Below are 17,071 nucleotides of genomic sequence, written 5' to 3' on the forward strand. Positions count from 1 at the left end.
TATATGGGTCTTACTTAGAGCGTGTTTCGCATGTCCCTTTTGAAGAAATGTCTGGTCGCGGCGGTCGTCGCGGTCGTGGTTGCAGGTGCGCTCGTCGCGGGCATGTTCAGGTGGGCGAACAGCCCGGTCGACCTGGCCTCGCCCGAACTCGATATCACCATCAAGTCCCACAGTACGCTGAAAAGCGTGAGCATCCAGCTCGATCGCGGCGGCGCCCACATGCGGCCCGAGCTGTTCGTGCTGATGACGCGCGTGCTGGGTCTGTCGTCGCAGCTGAAGTCCGGCAATTACGCGTTCAAGGAGGGCATCACGCCCTACGAGATGCTGCAGAAGATCGCGCGCGGCGACGTGAACGAATACGTGGCGACGATCATCGAAGGATGGACCTTCCAGAAAATGCGCAACGAACTGGACGGCAATCCGGCGCTCCAGCACGACACCGCAGGCATGACAGATACCGATTTGCTGAAAGCCGTCGGCGCGCCGGACGACCTGATCGCGAAGGCAAGCGCGGAGGGCCTGTTCTTCCCCGACACCTATCTCTTCGATAAAGGCACGAGCGATATCGCCGTCTACAAGCGCGCGTACAAGCTGATGCAGATGCGCCTGACCGAAGCCTGGAACACGCGTGCGCAGAACCTGCCGTACAAGACGCCTTATGACGCGCTGATCATGGCGTCGATCGTGGAGAAAGAGACGGGGCGCGCCGCCGACCGGCCTTTGGTTGCGGCCGTTTTCGCTAACCGGCTGCGCATCGGCATGCCGTTGCAGACTGATCCGTCGGTGATCTACGGTTTGGGTTCGGCTTACGGCGGCCGGCTCAAGAAGAAAGATTTACAAACCGACACTCCGTACAATACCTACACGCGCATGGGCCTGCCTCCCGGTCCGATCGCGTTGCCCGGCGTCGCGGCGCTGGCGGCAACGGTCAATCCTGCATCGAGCAGCGCGCTTTATTTCGTGTCGCGCGGCGACGGCAGCAGCTTCTTTTCAGACAATCTCGGCGACCACAACAAGGCCGTCGACAAGTACATCCGGGGACAATGATGGTGCGCGGCAAATTCATCACGTTTGAAGGCATCGACGGGGCGGGTAAGACAACGCACCTCGGGTGGTTCCGCGAGCGTCTGGAAGCGAAGATCGCATCGACTGGCCATTCGGTCGTGATGACGCGCGAACCCGGCGGCACGGCGCTCGGCGAGAGCCTGCGCGAATTGCTGCTCAACCAGCCGATGGACCTCGAAACCGAGGCGCTGCTGATGTTTGCGGCACGCTGCGAACATCTCGCGCAGGTGATCGAACCGGCGCTCGCGCGGGGCGACTGGGTGTTGTCGGATCGTTTTTCCGATGCCACGTTCGCATACCAAGGCGGCGGCCGTGGTTTGCCGCGCGACAAACTGGAAGCACTCGAGCGATGGGTCCAAGGCGGGTTTCAACCGGATCTGACCGTGCTTTTCGATGTTCCTACGAGTGTCGCCAGCGAGCGCCGGGGCGCAGCGCGGGCGCCGGACAAGTTCGAGAGCGAGTCTGATTCCTTCTTCGGCCGCACGAGAGCGGAATACTTGCGGCGAGCGGCGGAATCCCCGGAACGATTTGCAGTGATCGATGCAACGCAGACGGTTTTGGATATTCAGAAAAAACTTGAAGAAGTCGTGTCAAATATTTGATTTGAAAGATTTTTATGAAATTCCTCAAGTTAATTCAAACTCTTAACTTCGTGTCATAAGCTCCTGATTTAAAAAACTTCATGATCTATCCGTGGCAAGCCGATGACTGGGCGCATCTCGATCAACTCCGCGCAAGCTGGCCACACGCGTTGTTGCTACATGGGCGGGCGGGTATCGGCAAATTGCAGTTCGCGCAGCATCTGGCGCAAAGCCTTTTGTGCGAGGCGCCGACCGCAACGCGCGAACCGTGCGGTCACTGCGTCGCTTGCCTTTGGTTCAGCCAGGGAAATCACCCGGACTATCGCGCGGTGCTCCCTGAGGCACTTGCCGGCGAACTGATCAGCGACGACAAGCCGGACGCCGATGAAGGCAAGAAAACCAAGGTCCCGAGCAAGGAAATCAAGATCGACCAGGTCCTTGGCCTGATGAACTTTTTCAGCCTCGGATCGCACCGAGGCGGCGCGCGGGTCGTGTTGATCTATCCGGCCGAATCCATCAACGTGTTCGCTGCCAATGCCTTGCTCAAAACGCTGGAAGAACCGCCCGCGGGCGTGGTGTTCATTCTGGCGACGGCGCGTATCGACCGGTTGTTACCGACCATCATCAGCCGATGCCGCCAATGGCCGATGACCCTCCCGGCTACCGAAGCTTCCGTGGCATGGCTCGCGCAGCAAGGCGTGCAGCAACCTGCGGCGCTGCTCGCAGAAGCAGGCGGTGCGCCGCTGACGGCGCTGGCGCTCGCCAACGACGAAAACCGTGCCCTCCGTGATTTCGCGCTGGCGCAACTGGCAGCGGGTCCCGCCTGCGACGCATTTGCGTGCGGCGAGAACCTGCAGAAACTGCCCGTTCCGATGGTTCTCGGCTGGCTGCAGCGCTGGCTGTACGATTTGCTGGTGCAGAAGACCGCCGGCCGGCCGCGCTATTTCCCGGCGGCGTCGAAGGCACTGGAACGCTGCGCCGCGCAGGTCGATGCGGACCGCTTCTCCCGCTATCAAAAGTTGGTGACGCGTCAGCGCGCGGTCGAAAATCACCCGCTCAACGCACGGCTCGTCTTCGAAGAGCTGTTCCTGGGCTATCGCGACGTGTTCAACGTTGCCTGACCAACCCCTCAACATTCGTAAAACGCACCATGACTCTCAATTTCCGCGACGCCGTTCTCGATGATCTTCCGGGCATCGTGGCTATCTATAACTCCACGGTGCCTTCGCGTCTCGTGACAGCTGACCTTGAACCGGTGACGGTCGAAAGCCGTCTCGCCTGGTTCCACGCTCATGGACCGAAGGCCCGCCCGTTATGGGTCGTGGAAGAAAACGGCGCGGTTGTCGCGTGGCTGAGCTTTTCCGATTTCTATGGCCGTCCGGCCTATCTGCGGACCGCCGAAGTCAGCATCTATCTTCATGAGAACACGCGCGGACGGGGTTTGGGTACCCAACTGCTGGAAGCTGCCTTGCAGCGCGCGCCAGAGCTGGGTATCGATACGTTACTGGGTTTTGTGTTCGGCCATAACGACCCGAGCTTGCGCCTCTTCCGCCGCTTCCAGTTCGATGTCTGGGGCACGCTGCCGCGCGTCGCGGTGCTGGATGGCATCGAGCGCGACCTCGTGATCCTCGGCCGCCGGCTAAGCGCGCCGTCCGCCAGCTAAATCAGAGCTTTATTGGAACCACCACGGAACCACCATGTTCGTCGATTCACATTGCCACATCAATTTCGAGGGTCTCGCCGACCGCCTGCCCGAAGTGCTCAGCAAGATGCGGGAGCTGAAGGTCACGCATGCGCTGTGTGTATCGGTGGATCTGGAAACGCTGCCTTCCGTGCTCAAGATCGCGGAAGAAAACGAGCATATCTATGCATCGGTGGGCGTGCATCCCGACCACGAGGACGCGCAGGAACCGAGCGTGCAGGATCTCGTCGAACTGGCGCGCCATCCGAAAGTGGTCGCGATCGGCGAAACGGGGCTGGATTATTACCGGCTGGAAGGGCGCAGCATCGCCGATATGGAATGGCAGCGCGAACGATTTCGCACGCATATCCGCGCTGCGCACGAGACGGGCAAACCGCTCATCATTCACACGCGTTCGTCGTGGGAGGACACGCTTAGGATCATGGCCGAGGAGCGCGCGAGCGTGCCAGGCGGCGTGATGCATTGCTTTACCGAGTCATGGCACGTCGCGCAAGCCGCGCTTGAACAAGATTTTTACATTTCGCTGTCAGGTATCGTCACGTTCAAGAGCGCGAAGGACGTACAGGATGTCGCGCAGCGCGTGCCGCTCGAGCGTTTGCTGATCGAGACCGACTCGCCTTACCTCGCGCCAGTGCCGTATCGTGGAAAGTCGAATGAACCTGCGTACGTAAGTTATGTCGGACGTTTCATCGCGCAATTGCGAGAAATGCCGGAAGACGCGCTGGCAGCGGCCACGACCCGCAATTTCTTCAAGCTCTTCAAGATCCCCGAGCCTGTAGAAAACTAAGCCGGCCGGACGCCTCCGTTGCACCAATTATTAGATTCAATCAGTAATCCCCAAGGAACACATGCTTAAACTTTCGACGGTTTCATCTTCGACATCTTTCAATCGCCATACATCCGCGCGCGGCCGGACGTGGCGCACGCTGGTTTCCGGCGTGGTTCTGACGGCCGCTGCCATCGCGCAACCGGTTTTTGCAGCGCCCGCCGATTCCATGATCAAGGCAGTGAAATTCGACGACGTGTCTGCCGTCAAAAAGCTGCTGGCGCAGGGCGTGGATCCGAATCTCGTCGATAACACCGGCGCACCGCTGCTCGTGATCGCGGCGCGTGAGAAGTCGGACAAGGTCGGCAAGCTGCTTGCGGAAAATCCGAAGACCGACCTCGAAAAGCTCGACCCCGCCGGCGAAAACGCGATGATGCTCGCTGCGCTCAACGACGACCTCGACTTCGTGAACATGCTGATTTCGAAGGATGCGGAAGTGAACAAGAAGGGCTGGACGCCGCTGCATTACGCCGCGACCAACGGCCATGACGACGTGGTCAAGGTTCTGCTCGACCATTCGGCGTACATCGATTCGGGTTCGCCCAATGGCACCACGCCATTGATGATGGCGGCGCGCGGCGGCCATCTGTCCACGGTCAAGCTGCTGCTCGACGAAGGCGCCGACTTGCGCGTGAAGAATCAGATCGGCATGACCGCAGTGGACTTCGCGAAGCAATATCACGAGAAGGATGTGGCGGAAGGCTTGGCGGCGCGTCTGGCGTCGATGCAGGCAACAGGCGCTGCGGGCGCATCCGGAGCCCCGCAAACCGGTACAAACAGTGCAAAATGACGCACTCGCGGGATGACGGCCGGAAATTCAAACCGGTCGTCTCCTGCAATACGAGGAACAGCTTAAACAAGCCGGGACCAAGCCGAAGGCGCTGCAAAGCGCGGGGAGGGCCACACCCGGCAACCGCCAAACATAAGAAAGGATCATCATGCTGCGGGTTTTAGTCATGGCCGGGGTGCTTGCGTTTCCGCTCAGTGCGGCCGCGTTCACCGGCAACGATCTGAACATGCTTTGCACCAAGACGGACACCGCTTCGCGCAGCGCATGCGCGGCTTACATAGAAGGCGCCGCTGACGGCATCTACAACACAATTGAAGCAATTGGCGGAACGTCCGGCCCGCAGGTTGGACAGTATTTTTGCCTTCCCGTCGATGTAAAACCGCAAGAGTTGACTGACGCGGTGCGCAAATTCATCGCCGACAACCCGGCTCAGGGCAACTTCAACGCGACCACCATGGTTTCGCTCGGGCTTGGCAAAGCCTTTCCGTGCAAGGCGGAGAAGTAAGCGTCTTCAGTTTCACGTCATTTGAATGTCCGCCGGTCGACCGGCGGGCACGGCATTTGCTGCACCGCAATACACCGGTAACGTAGCCGGCTTCCCGCAAAATCCCGTCGTATCCACCTTTTCAAGGCTGATTCCACGACGACGATGATCAATTTCGACTCCTTCGAGCGCATTGCTTCGGCGCCGCTCAACACCTGGCCCGGCGCAATTGTCGTCGCTGCACTTGCCGTGCTGTTTGCCATCGGCGTTCACCGGGTGGGCGCGCGGATTCTCGTGCGTATTGCGCGGCCGTATCCGTTGATGAGCGTGGTGCTGCGTTTCATCGATAAACCCGCGCTCGCGCTTCTCATCATCCTCGCGCTCGGCTTCGTGCTGGTCGAAGCGCCGGATTCGCTGCCTTTTGCCACGGCGCTGCGCGATCTGCTGACCCTTGCGTTGATCGTTGGGCTGACATGGCTCGCCGTGCGTTCGGTCGGCGCTGTCGCCGAAGCACTGGTTCAAGCGCATCCGCTCGACTCCAAAGACAATCTCCAGGCGCGCCGTATCCATACGCAGGCGCGCGTGCTGGCGCGATCCGTGATGGTGGTGATCGTAATCATCGGGTTTGGCGGCGCGTTGATGACGTTTCCGGCCGTGCGGCAGATCGGGGCGAGTTTGCTGGCGTCGGCGGGGGTGGCGGGACTGGTTGCCGGTATTGCCGCAAGGCCCGTGTTGGGTAACCTGATCGCCGGCTTGCAGATCGCATTGTCGCAACCCATCCGGCTCGATGACGTCGTCGTGATCCAGGGCGAATGGGGACGCGTCGAGGAGATCACGGGAACGTACGTATCCGTCCGGATCTGGGACCAGCGGCGCATGATCGTGCCGTTGCAATGGTTTATCGAAAATCCGTTTACCAACTGGACGCGCAATAGTTCGCAGATCATTGGAACGGTGTTTCTCTACGTCGATTACCGCATGCCGATGGCGCCATTGCGCGAAGAACTCGAACGCATATTGGAACACGCGCCGGAATGGGACGGCCGCGTACAAGTGCTTCAAGTCACCGACGCCACTGAAAAGTCGATGCAGATTCGCGTTCTTGTCAGTTCCTTCGATTCCGGCCTGAACTTCGACCTTCGATGCCGCGTGCGCGAAGGTTTGCTGAACTTCGCGCAGGCCGAGTTTCCACAATTCCTGCCGCGTACCCGGGCGGACGTGGCGCCGGAAGGCGAGCACGTCGATTTCGTTGCGCCGCTGGACCGGACGCAGGCGAGCAGCGCGATCCGGCCGCCGGTTCGCGGGACAGCCAACACGGAAGCCGACCCGGTGGCAAGCCGGGGAGAACGGCACGGCCCGGATCCGTCGGCGCATTCGGCGGCATCGACCGCTAAACCGGCGCCCGAACCTGCCGAGCCCGTCGGCAGCGGCGAGCGGCGCTGACCTTCATTTGCCCTCCCGGAAACGCGGACAAAGTTTGAACTGACGCCGCCGCCCAAGGCCAAACTCACTACTATTTCGAGATAGATCCTGAACATCCGGACGTCACGAATCAATAAAAGGGACTGTCAAGCATGAGCCGTCTAGTGGTTGTATCGAACCGAGTTGCGTCACCCACCGAAACCAAAGGCTCCGCCGGCGGCCTCGCCGTTGGGGTGTTCGGCGCGCTGAAGGACAGCGGGGGCGTGTGGTTCGGCTGGAGCGGCGACGTGGTCAGCGACACCGTCGCAAACCAGGGTCCGAAGCTCGAACAGGACGGCGCGGTCACCTTCGCGACCGTTGGCTTGCCCAAAAAAGACTACGACCAGTATTACCGCGGTTTTTCGAACGCGACGCTTTGGCCGGTTTTTCACTATCGAAATGATCTGGCTGTTTACGATCGCGAGGAGTACGCCGGATACAGAAGGGTGAACTCGTGGCTCGCGCATCGCGCAATCAAGCTGCTACAGCCGGACGATGTCATCTGGGTTCACGATTACCATCTGATCCCGTTTGGCGAGGCGCTGCGCTCCGAAGGCGTGACGAACCGAATGGGTTTTTTCCTGCATATCCCGTTTCCATCGCCGCAAATCCTGCTCAACATTCCGCCGCACGAGGAACTGGTCAAGTCACTGTGCTGCTACGACGTCGTGGGTTTCCAGACGCCGGGCGACCAGGCTGCGTTTCATGATTACATCGTGCGCCACGCACACGGCACTGCAACGGCCGACGGCCAGGTTGAAGCGTTCGGCCGCAAGCTGAAAACGGGCGTGTATCGGATCGGCATTTTCCCCGATGAAATCGCCGAACAAGCCAAGCGTGGCGAAGCGCGTCAGGACGTGATGGACCTGAAGCAGAGCCTTGAAGGGCGCAAGCTGATCATGAGCGTGGACCGGCTGGATTACTCGAAAGGACTGGTCGAGCGATTCAAGGCTTTCGAGCATTTTCTGGAAAAGTCTCCGGAATGGCGCGGCAACGTCACGCTCGTGCAGATCGCGCCGCCAACGCGCTCAGATGTCGATACTTACCAGCAGATCCGTCACAACCTCGAATACGAAGCAGGGCGTATCAACGGGCGGTACTCGGGTCTCGACTACACGCCGATTCGCTACATGAACCAGCGTTATGACCGGTGGAAGCTGATGTCGCTCTTCCGCGAATCGCAGATTGGTCTGGTCACGCCGTTGCGCGACGGCATGAACCTCGTCGCGAAGGAGTACGTCGCGGCGCAGAATCCCGACGATCCGGGCGTCCTCGTCCTGTCCCAGTTCGCCGGCGCCGCCGACGAAATGACCGGCGCGGTGATGGTGAATCCCCACGATATTGTTGGGATGAGCGAAGCGATCGGCCGAGCGTTATCGATGCCGCTTGCTGAGCGCCGCGAGCGCTACGAAACCAACATGAAAATGCTCCGCAAGTACGATCTCGGCGTGTGGCGCGACTCGTTTCTAGCCGATTTGCGAGGCGTCGATCAAACCAAACCGGCTTCCAGGAAAAAATAACAACGCGTCTCGACTACAGGCTGCCCGCGCCCAAGTAACGTTGCAAAACGAGTGTTTCGTGACTGTAACAGCGTCATGAAAGTGAAAGTTTTGCCAACATCGGTGCATTCGCGGCCAATAATGCGGGTGTCGTCACTGCGCGTGGAATTTTCGCGCGCGACGACCGGCGACCGTCCTTATCCGGCATTGCACCGGTTAAAGATCACGGCGACGTAAGACCGAGTGGAGACGAGAACAATGAGAATTGCACAAATAGCACCCCTGACCGAGTCGGTGCCGCCAAAGCTTTACGGGGGAACGGAGCGGGTCGTGTCGTACATCACCGAGGCGCTGGTGGAACTCGGGCACGACGTCACGCTGTTCGCTTCAGGCGACTCCCAGACCAAAGCAAAGCTGGAAGCTGTCTGGCCGCGCGCGCTGCGCCTGGACCCGGCTATCCGCGACCGGATCGCGCCGCACATGCTGCTGATGGAAATGGTCCGCCGCCGCGCCGATGACTTCGACGTGCTGCACTTCCACATGGATTACTACTCGTTCTCGCTTTTCAAGCGCCAGGACACGCCGTTCGTGACCACGCTGCATGGGCGGCTAGATCTGCCTGAGCAGCAACCGATATTCAACACATTCAATACGGCGCCAGTGATTTCGATTTCGGATTCGCAGCGCCACCCGTTGCCGCAGGCCAAATGGCTCACGACGGTTTATCACGGGCTGCCGGAAAAGCGCTACATGCCGCAGCCGGTCGAGCAAACCTATCTGGCGTTTCTCGGGCGGATATCGCCGGAAAAACGCGTCGATACCGCCATCCGCATTGCGGGACGTTGCGGCATGAAGATCAAGATCGCGGCAAAGGTCGACTCAGCCGATCGCGAATATTTTGAACGCGAAATCGCGCCGTTGATGGAATTGCCATACGTGGAGTTCATCGGTGAAATTGACGATCACCAGAAAGCCGACTTCCTCTCGGGCGCCCATGCGCTGTTGTTCCCGATCGACTGGCCCGAGCCGTTTGGCCTTGTGATGATCGAATCCATGGCGTGCGGCACGCCGGTCATCGCATTCAACCGCGGAGCGGTGCCGGAAGTGGTGGACGAGGGCGTGTCGGGGTTCATTGTCGAGGACGAGATCGGCGCGGTTGCCGCCGTGAACCGGCTGCACACTATTTCGCGTGCGGGCGTGCGCAAATGCTTCGAGGAGCGCTTCACGTCGCACAGGATGGCACAGCAATATGTGGATGCGTACCAGGCCGTTGTAAGGGCGCAAAAGCGTTCGCGTTTCAAGCTCATCGACAGCGCCACGAGCTAAAAAGAAGTCATAAAGAAAACCGCCGCGCACACGACTTTTCGGGTCGTGCTGCGCGGCGGTTTTTTGCTGCGTTGGTCCTGCAAGCCAGCCTGAAAACTTAGATGGCCAGACGCGAGACCTTCGTGCCTTCCAGCGACAGGTTGGCCATCAGGCCGGCGTTCGTAAGCACGAACACTTCGACCGGCGCGGTTGCCGTCGTGGAATCGATATTGCCGTTTGCGCCCATCTTGACCAGCGCCACCGATGCATCGCCGCCGACCGACCAGCCGTCGGTATTGCGGAATTTGTCGAGTGCGTCCTGCGTCATGAACAGGAAGATGATCGACTTCGATTGCGCACCAGCCTGCAGACCGATGGAACCCGAGGTCGTGCTGTAGTAGCCGACCGAGCTGCCGCCCACTCGCAGCGCGCCCTTGCCGTATTGCGCGCCCACGATAAAGCCTGCCTGGATCACCGACGGGAACACGAGCACGCCACGCGCCTTGCCCACGAGTTCGCGTGAGCCCTTCGCCGTGACATACAGGCGCTGCATGGTCGCATCGATATCCGCGTCGATAGAACGGCGTGCGTCCGAGTCGCCGGCCGTCTTTTGTGCGCCCTGGTTCGACGTCGTCGTGCAACCGGCCAGCGCGAGGCCGCCCATTGCAAGTGCGGCGGTCGATTTGATCATGAAGTTTCGTCTTTGCATCGTTTTCTCCATCGTGGTTTTTTGGGAAACCCCATCTACGAGTGTTCCAGCAGGGCGATTTATAACACAGCAGGTCGTTTAGCAACACCTCGGTGGATCGCGCAAACCCTTGCCCCGCTTGGGCTTCAGCACGATAGCACGATTCGGTGAGGTAATTTTGACCTGGACCGGCCTGCACCTTGGCCGAGCGAGAACCCGCTTGTTTGTGCGAAACATTTGTCGTTCTCGTCAGGCAATTCCCTACTGCGCAAAATCCGCGCCACCTCCGGGAAAAGCACCGAAGTACGGTCAAACTTACCCATGAAAATAAGTTTGATAGCTCCGCTGATTTCCTCGAAAAGATGCTGATGTGTTGTCGCAGCGCAAATGCGTAGTGTCATTGTTTGGCTATGCCCGCAGGCTTGTGTGCCGGATCGTGCGCGGTTTTGGCATCCGTTTTCTTCAAGGGATGCCGCAGCGAACGGCGAATCACACCGATGATCGCGCCTAGCACGAAGAGCGTGATGGCCGGCACGACCCAATACCCGACGAAAGCCGTCCAGAGGTAGCCGAACAGAACGTGTTTGCGGGTTGCATATTGCGCGTTGGCTTGCTGGTCCAGCGCAGTCTTCGAGGCCAGGACGTCTTGTGGACATCCAGCGGTGCGCGCTTCATCGACCGAACCGTGGCAGCGCTGAATGGCGGGCAGGGCGCGCTGGGCGTCGGTGAACGTCCACGTGGAGAGCGTATGTGACAGGTCCGCAGAATCGTAGGCGAGTTGCTCGCGGATTTCATTGGCGGCCACGATCATTACCGGGACCGCCCAGAAAACAATCAGGACCAGCCACCGCCTGAACCAGCGGTTTTTATATCGCCACACCATCCTCGGGCCTCCGTCCGTTGCAATGCTGCAAACCGGCAAGACTGGCGGACCGATGGCGCTTGAGTGTCGTATTTGTGTTGTAGGGCGGGCCGCCTCCGCGTCATCTTATGAGATAAAACGCGTGGCGCGTAGCAGCAGCGTAGGTGCACTGCAATATGATGGGCCGAGGGTTTTCCCGTTTTTTGGGCTATTGGCTCGGCCGTGTTTTTATCGGTGGCTCAATAAAAAAGCCGCGTGCCCGAAGGCCCGCGGCTCTTGCTGCATCGACTTGCGTCACCTCGGCGCGACTAACCCTTGTTGCTCAGACAGTCTTTCATGAACGCCTTGCGTTCATCGCCTTTCTTGCCCGTAGCCGTCTTGTTGCAGGCCGTCATTTTCTGCTGCTGGGTCATGGGTGCAGCTGCAGCAACTGGCGCCGATGAAAGGCAGTCCTTCATATACGCCTTGCGTTCGTCGCCTTTCTTGCCCGCGGCTTGCGTGTTGCAAGTGCTCATTTTCGATTGCTGGCTGTTCTGCGCGAATGCCGGCGTTGCGGCGAAGCTCACGCTTAAGGCGGCTCCCAGTGCCAACGCTGTCATGGTTGCCCGGATCTTCATGGCGATGCTCCCTTTTTAGATGGATGACGTGCTGCGAGGTGACGCCGGTCGTGGATCAAAACTGGCGTATGCCGGACGGCTTTCCGTGTTTCGGCGCCTCATTATGGCAAAAAGCCCTACAAATGCCGTACGGTTTCGTACCGATACAGCATGAAAACCTGCGCTCGCGCGTCGGTCCGGCGGCGCTTGACCAATGTCGCGGTCTTGACGCCACCAAGGTTGTAAGCTTGTGCTTCACGATGACGGCAATTGACTGCCTCAGGCTTACAATTTTCCGATGCACACGCCCCGCTGTGCGCAGACGAAGCTGCGTTGCAGCGTCGCCACATCGTGCCTCGGGCGTGTGGTGTGGTGATTCAAATCGTCGCATCTGCGCTTTAGCCTGAGGCCGTGCGATGCTCCACCCGTCGCCGATCCGCTTGTTCAAACCGTTCCAAGGAGTCGAGTATGTCCAGTCCCTTGTCAGATCACTACAAAGGTTTTGAGATCAGCGTCCAGGCGTTGCGCCGCGCGAAAGAACGCGACGAGCCCGACGACGGTCCGCGCCATTTTGATATTGTCGTGACCATTTCGCGAAGTTCAGCCGGCGAGAGCGGCAGATCGGAAATGTTCGGCGTGCCTGACCAGGAACCGTTCGAAAGTCCTATCGATGCAACACGGGCCGGGATCGACTACGCGCGCAAGATCATCGACAAGCAGGTGGAAGGCCAGTCCGTCGACGAACTCTGAAGGCCGCGTCATGTGAGTGTTTTTTGTGCCTTGGCTCGCTGAAATCAGGGGCATCAGCAATTGCGGCGTACCGGGGAAACGTCCACGCTTCGGGCAATTGCTGTCGGCCAAACGGCTGGCCGGCGCGTTCTAGACGTTCTATGCCGTTTTATCCAACAACTCGAACAATCCAGGAGATTCGTTGCATGAACTCACATGACAAGAACTTGAAACCCGCGCTGCGCCGCCGCTTTCTTGGCGTTGCGCTGTCGATTGGCGCATGTGCCGCGCTGCCGTTATCCATTTACTCGAGCGCCGCCGCCGCGCAAGCCGCGCACAAGCCGAAGGTCGCGCTCGTGATGAAATCCCTCGCGAACGAGTTTTTCCTGACCATGGAAACCGGCGCCAAGGACTACCAGAAACACAATCCGAACCAGTTCGACTTGATCACGAACGGCATCAAGGACGAGACGGATACCGCCAACCAGATTCGCATCGTGGAGCAGATGATCGTCTCCAAGGTCGATGCACTCGTGATCGCCCCGGCTGATTCGAAGGCACTGGTTCCGGTGATCAAGAAGGCGGTGGACGCCGGGATCATTGTGGTGAACATCGACAACAAGCTCGATACCGACGTGCTCAAATCGAAGGATCTGAACGTGCCGTTCGTCGGTCCGGACAATGCCAAGGGCGCGCGTCAGGTGGGTGAGTATCTGGCCAAGCAGAAGCTCAAATCCGGCGATGAGGTCGGCATCATCGAAGGCGTTTCAACGACTACGAATGCGCAGCAGCGCACGGCGGGTTTCAAGCAAGCCATGCAGACTGCAGGCGTGAAGGTGGTCGCATTGCAATCGGGCGATTGGGAAATCGACAAGGGCAACGCGGTTGCATCGCAGATCTTAAACGCTAACCCGAACGTGAAGGCACTGCTTTGCGGCAACGACAACATGGCGATCGGCGCCGTGTCCGCGGTGCGTGCGGCGGGCAAGGCCGGCAAGGTTCAGGTCGTGGGTTACGACAACATCAACGCCATCAAGCCGATGCTCGCCGATGGCCGCGTGCTCGCCACCGCCGATCAATACGCTGCGAAGCAGGCCGTTTTTGGCATCGATACCGCGTTGAAGGCCATTGCCGACCACAAGAAGCAATCGGAACTCTCGGGCGTGGTTGAAACGCCGGTGGACCTCGTTACCAAAAAGTAGTAAGCATCTACGTGAAAAACAGGATTCGTCTGTCGAATTCTGTCTAAAATCTCAAGAACTGGGCATCGCTGCCGATAATTGAAGGCATAGCCAGGTTGGCAAGGCAGCTTTCATCGAACGCTCAGGCGATGCTCAGCATGGTTTTTACTGGCGCGAAAGACCGGGAGACGCTAGCTGGAGTGGCTTGCCTGCAAACGATTGCGGCATGCTCCGCCCAACAAGGCGCCGGTCAGCAGCAGCGGGAAGGCGATGGACACTATTGTGGGAACTGCCCCGGTCTTGACCGTGAGCGGTGTTGGCAAGACCTATGTGGAGCCAGTGCTGACGGGCGTCACGCTGGATCTGCGCGCGGGCGAAGTGCTGGCATTGACCGGCGAAAACGGCGCGGGCAAGAGCACGTTGTCCAAGATTATCGGTGGACTGGTCGATCCAACCACCGGTTCGATGACGCTCGGCGGCGCGCCGTACGCACCGGCGAGCCGCAAGGAAGCCGAGGCGCTCGGCGTGCGCATGGTGATGCAGGAGCTCAATCTCCTGCCGACGCTATCGGTTGCGGAGAACCTGTTCCTCAACCGTTTGCCCCAGCGCAAGGGTCTGAAGTTCGGCTGGATCGACCGTGCTGCGTTGCGCGAGGACGCACACCACGCCATGCAGCAGGTCGGACTGGATGCAATCGATCCCGGCACCTTGGTCGGCGAACTGGGGATCGGGCATCAGCAGATGGTGGAGATCGCGCGCAATTTGATTGGCGATTGCCGCGTGCTGATCCTCGACGAACCCACTGCCATGCTGACGGCGCGCGAAGTCGATCTGCTGTTCGAACAGGTCGAGCGTCTGAAGGAGCGGGGCGTGGCGCTGGTGTACATCTCGCACCGGCTGGAAGAATTGCGGCGGATTGCGGGGCGCGCAGCCGTGTTGCGCGACGGCAAACTGGTTCACATCGACGACATGGCGAACCTGACGAGCGACCGGCTCGTCACGCTGATGGTGGGACGTGACATTGGCGAACGGATCGATCTGGGCGAACGGAAGATCCGGGACGTTGCGCTGAAGGTCGATGGCATGCGCCGCGCCGATGTGGTCCGCGACGTATCGTTCGAAGTGAAAGCCGGCGAGATTTTCGGCATCAGCGGCCTGATTGGCGCGGGCCGTACCGAGCTGATGCGGCTGATCTACGGCGCGGACAAGGCCGATGGCGGCGTGGTATCGGTGGCGCATAAAGGCGCGGCGCTCGCACCGGTGAAGATCGCATCGCCCGCCGACGCCGTGAAGAACGGCATTGCGCTGATCACGGAGGATCGCAAGGGCGAAGGACTGCTTTTGCCGCAGCCGATCGCCGCGAACATTTCGCTCGGGAACATCGGCGCGGTATCGAGCAAGGGTTTTGTCGATGGACGGCGCGAAGCCGCGCTTGCCCAGACGCAGATCGACGCCATGCATATACGCGCGGCGGGCCCGTCGCAGCCGGTGTCGGAGTTGTCGGGCGGCAATCAGCAGAAGGTTGTGATCGGGCGTTGGCTTGCACGCGACTCCACAGTGTTGCTCTTCGATGAACCCACGCGCGGCATCGACGTCGGCGCGAAGTTCGACATCTATGCGTTGATGGGCGCGTTGGCGCTGGAAGGACGCGCGCTGGTGGTGGTATCGAGTGACCTGCGCGAGCTGATGCTGATCTGCGACCGGATTGGCGTGATGTCGGCGGGGCGGATGACCGGAATCTTCGATCGCGATGACTGGACGCAGGACATGCTGCTCGCCGCGGCATTTGCGGGCTACGCAAAACGCGATGAGATTCTTCAGGAGCCCATCGTGCCGGACGCGAAAGCGCCGCCTGCCGAGACGGGTGAAGTCGAACGGTGAACCGGGTCCCGCCTTGCTTGGCATAGCGGGTGCTTGACAGAGATGCCTCGGGCGGAGTTGGGACCGCTCAGTGCTCCGAACGAGCGGATGCATGTCGGACGTTACGTTACGCATTTGCTTGTCTGCGGGCGTAGCGGGTAACAAAGAGAACACTCAGCCGCAGGCTGCGGACGTAGCAACATAAAAAGCCGGCACGGGGATTCACGCCGGCGGACGGCCCAGGAGGGTCGCGAAACCAGAAGGGAACGGGTGCCATCGGGCGGTGGGCTGTCAAGGCCCATGCGCGTTGCGGGTACCAACTAAAAGAGCAAAAGCAAGACCAAAAGTCAGAGAGAAGGACCAAGTATGGCGACGATCAAAGATGTAGCGGCCATTGCGGGCGTTTCGTTCACAACCGTGTCTCATGTGGTGAACAACTCGCGGCCTGTATCGGCTGAAGTCCGGGTCAAAGTCGAGCGTGCAATCCGGGAGCTGGACTACGTGCCTTCGGCGGTAGCGCGTTCCCTCAAGGCGCGCAACACGCTCACCATCGGCTTGCTGGTGCCGAACGCGACCAACCCGTATTTCGCGGAACTGGCGCGCGGCGTGGAAGATGGATGTGCGAAGAACGGCTATTGCATGTTCTTCTGCAATTCCGACGACGACCCCGCCAAACAGCGCAGCTACCTTCGCGTGTTGCAGGAAAAGCGCATCGACGGGCTGGTGATCGCATCGGCGGGAGAAGATGCGGTGCTCGCTCAAAGCCTGGCGGGTGCACGTGAACCCCTGGTGATCCTGGACAGGAACATCGAGGGGGTATCGGCGGATCTGGTGCAGATCGATCATGAGAAAGGCGGATATCTCGCCACGCGTCATTTGCTGCAACTCGGGCATTCGCGCGTTGCCTGCATTACCGGGCCGATCGCCACGGCGGTCAGCGCAATGCGCGTGCACGGCTTTATTCGCGCGATGGCCGAGCGCGGTATCGAGATCGAGCCGAATGCGATTCAGCAGAGCGCATTTTCGGCAACGGGCGGTTATGAAGCCGCGTCGCAACTCTTCGATACGTTGAGGCCGACCGGGATTTTCGCGTGCAACGACATGATGGGCGTCGGCGCATTGCGGGCGGCGGCGGAGCGCGGGATCAACGTGCCGAAGGATTGCTCGATCATCGGATTCGACGACATCGAACTGAGCCGATACACCTATCCGGCCTTGTCGACCGTAGGGCAGTCCGTGCGGGAACTGGGTGAGCTCGCGGCGCAAACGCTGATTGACCGGATTGCCGGAAAGGTGCCGGCGAGCACACGCAGGCGCGTCGTGACGCCGCATATGATCTTGCGGGAATCGACTGGAGTCGTGCCGCAGGGCGAGGTGAGCGAGACCGCGCGCGGGCATTGATCGAAACACGTTGGGCGAAAACGGGCCGGCTTCATGCCGGC

17 protein-coding genes are annotated in these 17,071 nt (G+C 60.0%); 14 read left to right on the forward strand and 3 right to left on the reverse strand.

All coding sequences use genetic code 11. The features are described 5' to 3' along the window. Window positions 1-30 precede the first annotated feature (30 nt). The 10 genes from mltG (at window position 31) to HB633_RS25980 (ending at window position 9,734) form a co-directional block, all read left to right on the forward strand. The gene (gene mltG / locus HB633_RS25935; protein WP_213781001.1) at window positions 31-1,047 is read left to right on the forward strand and encodes an endolytic transglycosylase MltG; all 1,017 of its coding nucleotides are present in this window, start codon (window positions 31-33) and stop codon (window positions 1,045-1,047) included. Continuing rightward, window positions 1,047-1,667: a dTMP kinase gene (gene tmk / locus HB633_RS25940; protein WP_213781003.1), complete on the forward strand. Its 621-nt coding sequence runs from the start codon at window positions 1,047-1,049 to the stop codon at window positions 1,665-1,667. The genes mltG and tmk overlap by 1 nt, the downstream gene beginning before the upstream one ends. Before the next feature lie 80 nt (window positions 1,668-1,747). Next, window positions 1,748-2,767, forward strand: a complete 1,020-nt coding sequence (locus HB633_RS25945) for a DNA polymerase III subunit delta' (RefSeq protein ID WP_213781005.1) — start codon at window positions 1,748-1,750, stop codon at window positions 2,765-2,767. Between the two features lie 29 nt (window positions 2,768-2,796). Further along, window positions 2,797-3,309 (forward strand): GNAT family N-acetyltransferase, encoded by a 513-nt coding sequence (locus HB633_RS25950; RefSeq protein WP_213781007.1) that lies wholly within the window; start codon window positions 2,797-2,799, stop codon window positions 3,307-3,309. Window positions 3,310-3,343: 34 nt separating this feature from the next. Next, complete coding sequence (locus HB633_RS25955) at window positions 3,344-4,135, forward strand: TatD family hydrolase (protein ID WP_213781009.1); 792 nt, start codon at window positions 3,344-3,346, stop codon at window positions 4,133-4,135. 61 nt (window positions 4,136-4,196) lie between these two features. Continuing rightward, window positions 4,197-4,964 (forward strand): ankyrin repeat domain-containing protein, encoded by a 768-nt coding sequence (locus tag HB633_RS25960; protein WP_213781011.1) that lies wholly within the window; start codon window positions 4,197-4,199, stop codon window positions 4,962-4,964. A gap of 148 nt (window positions 4,965-5,112) precedes the next feature. Further along, window positions 5,113-5,469, forward strand: a complete 357-nt coding sequence (locus tag HB633_RS25965; protein ID WP_213781012.1) for a Rap1a/Tai family immunity protein — start codon at window positions 5,113-5,115, stop codon at window positions 5,467-5,469. Between the two features lie 144 nt (window positions 5,470-5,613). Next, window positions 5,614-6,891 (forward strand): mechanosensitive ion channel domain-containing protein, encoded by a 1,278-nt coding sequence (locus HB633_RS25970; RefSeq protein ID WP_213781013.1) that lies wholly within the window; start codon window positions 5,614-5,616, stop codon window positions 6,889-6,891. 131 nt (window positions 6,892-7,022) lie between these two features. Beyond that, window positions 7,023-8,429, forward strand: a complete 1,407-nt coding sequence (gene otsA / locus HB633_RS25975; protein WP_213781015.1) for an alpha,alpha-trehalose-phosphate synthase (UDP-forming) — start codon at window positions 7,023-7,025, stop codon at window positions 8,427-8,429. Between the two features lie 237 nt (window positions 8,430-8,666). Next, on the forward strand, window positions 8,667-9,734 hold the full coding sequence (locus tag HB633_RS25980; protein ID WP_213781016.1) for a glycosyltransferase family 4 protein: 1,068 nt from the start codon (window positions 8,667-8,669) through the stop codon (window positions 9,732-9,734). A 97-nt stretch (window positions 9,735-9,831) separates the two neighbouring features. Here HB633_RS25980 and HB633_RS25985 read toward each other — a convergent pair whose 3' ends face one another. The 3 genes from HB633_RS25985 to HB633_RS25995 form a co-directional block, all read right to left on the reverse strand. Next, the gene (locus tag HB633_RS25985) at window positions 9,832-10,422 is read right to left on the reverse strand and encodes a YSC84-related protein (RefSeq protein WP_056353774.1); all 591 of its coding nucleotides are present in this window, start codon (window positions 10,420-10,422) and stop codon (window positions 9,832-9,834) included. Between the two features lie 376 nt (window positions 10,423-10,798). Beyond that, window positions 10,799-11,284 (reverse strand): hypothetical protein, encoded by a 486-nt coding sequence (locus HB633_RS25990; protein ID WP_213781017.1) that lies wholly within the window; start codon window positions 11,282-11,284, stop codon window positions 10,799-10,801. 287 nt (window positions 11,285-11,571) lie between these two features. Continuing rightward, window positions 11,572-11,880: a PsiF family protein gene (locus tag HB633_RS25995; protein ID WP_056353272.1), complete on the reverse strand. Its 309-nt coding sequence runs from the start codon at window positions 11,878-11,880 to the stop codon at window positions 11,572-11,574. 447 nt (window positions 11,881-12,327) lie between these two features. Between HB633_RS25995 and HB633_RS26000 the strand changes: the two genes are divergently transcribed. From HB633_RS26000 to HB633_RS26015, 4 genes are all read left to right on the forward strand, one after another. After that, window positions 12,328-12,609 carry a hypothetical protein gene (locus HB633_RS26000; RefSeq protein ID WP_213781018.1) on the forward strand — a complete coding sequence of 94 codons (282 nt, stop codon included), beginning with the start codon at window positions 12,328-12,330 and terminating at the stop codon, window positions 12,607-12,609. A 206-nt stretch (window positions 12,610-12,815) separates the two neighbouring features. Beyond that, window positions 12,816-13,790 (forward strand): sugar ABC transporter substrate-binding protein, encoded by a 975-nt coding sequence (locus HB633_RS26005; protein WP_213781059.1) that lies wholly within the window; start codon window positions 12,816-12,818, stop codon window positions 13,788-13,790. A gap of 249 nt (window positions 13,791-14,039) precedes the next feature. Beyond that, the gene (locus tag HB633_RS26010; protein ID WP_213781019.1) at window positions 14,040-15,650 is read left to right on the forward strand and encodes a sugar ABC transporter ATP-binding protein; all 1,611 of its coding nucleotides are present in this window, start codon (window positions 14,040-14,042) and stop codon (window positions 15,648-15,650) included. 345 nt (window positions 15,651-15,995) lie between these two features. After that, entirely contained in the window at window positions 15,996-17,030 is a 1,035-nt protein-coding gene (locus tag HB633_RS26015; protein ID WP_213781020.1) for a LacI family DNA-binding transcriptional regulator, read from the forward strand. Window positions 17,031-17,071: the final 41 nt, after the last annotated feature.

Source organism: Caballeronia sp. dw_276 (genome assembly GCF_018449635.1).
GTDB lineage: Bacteria > Pseudomonadota > Gammaproteobacteria > Burkholderiales > Burkholderiaceae > Caballeronia.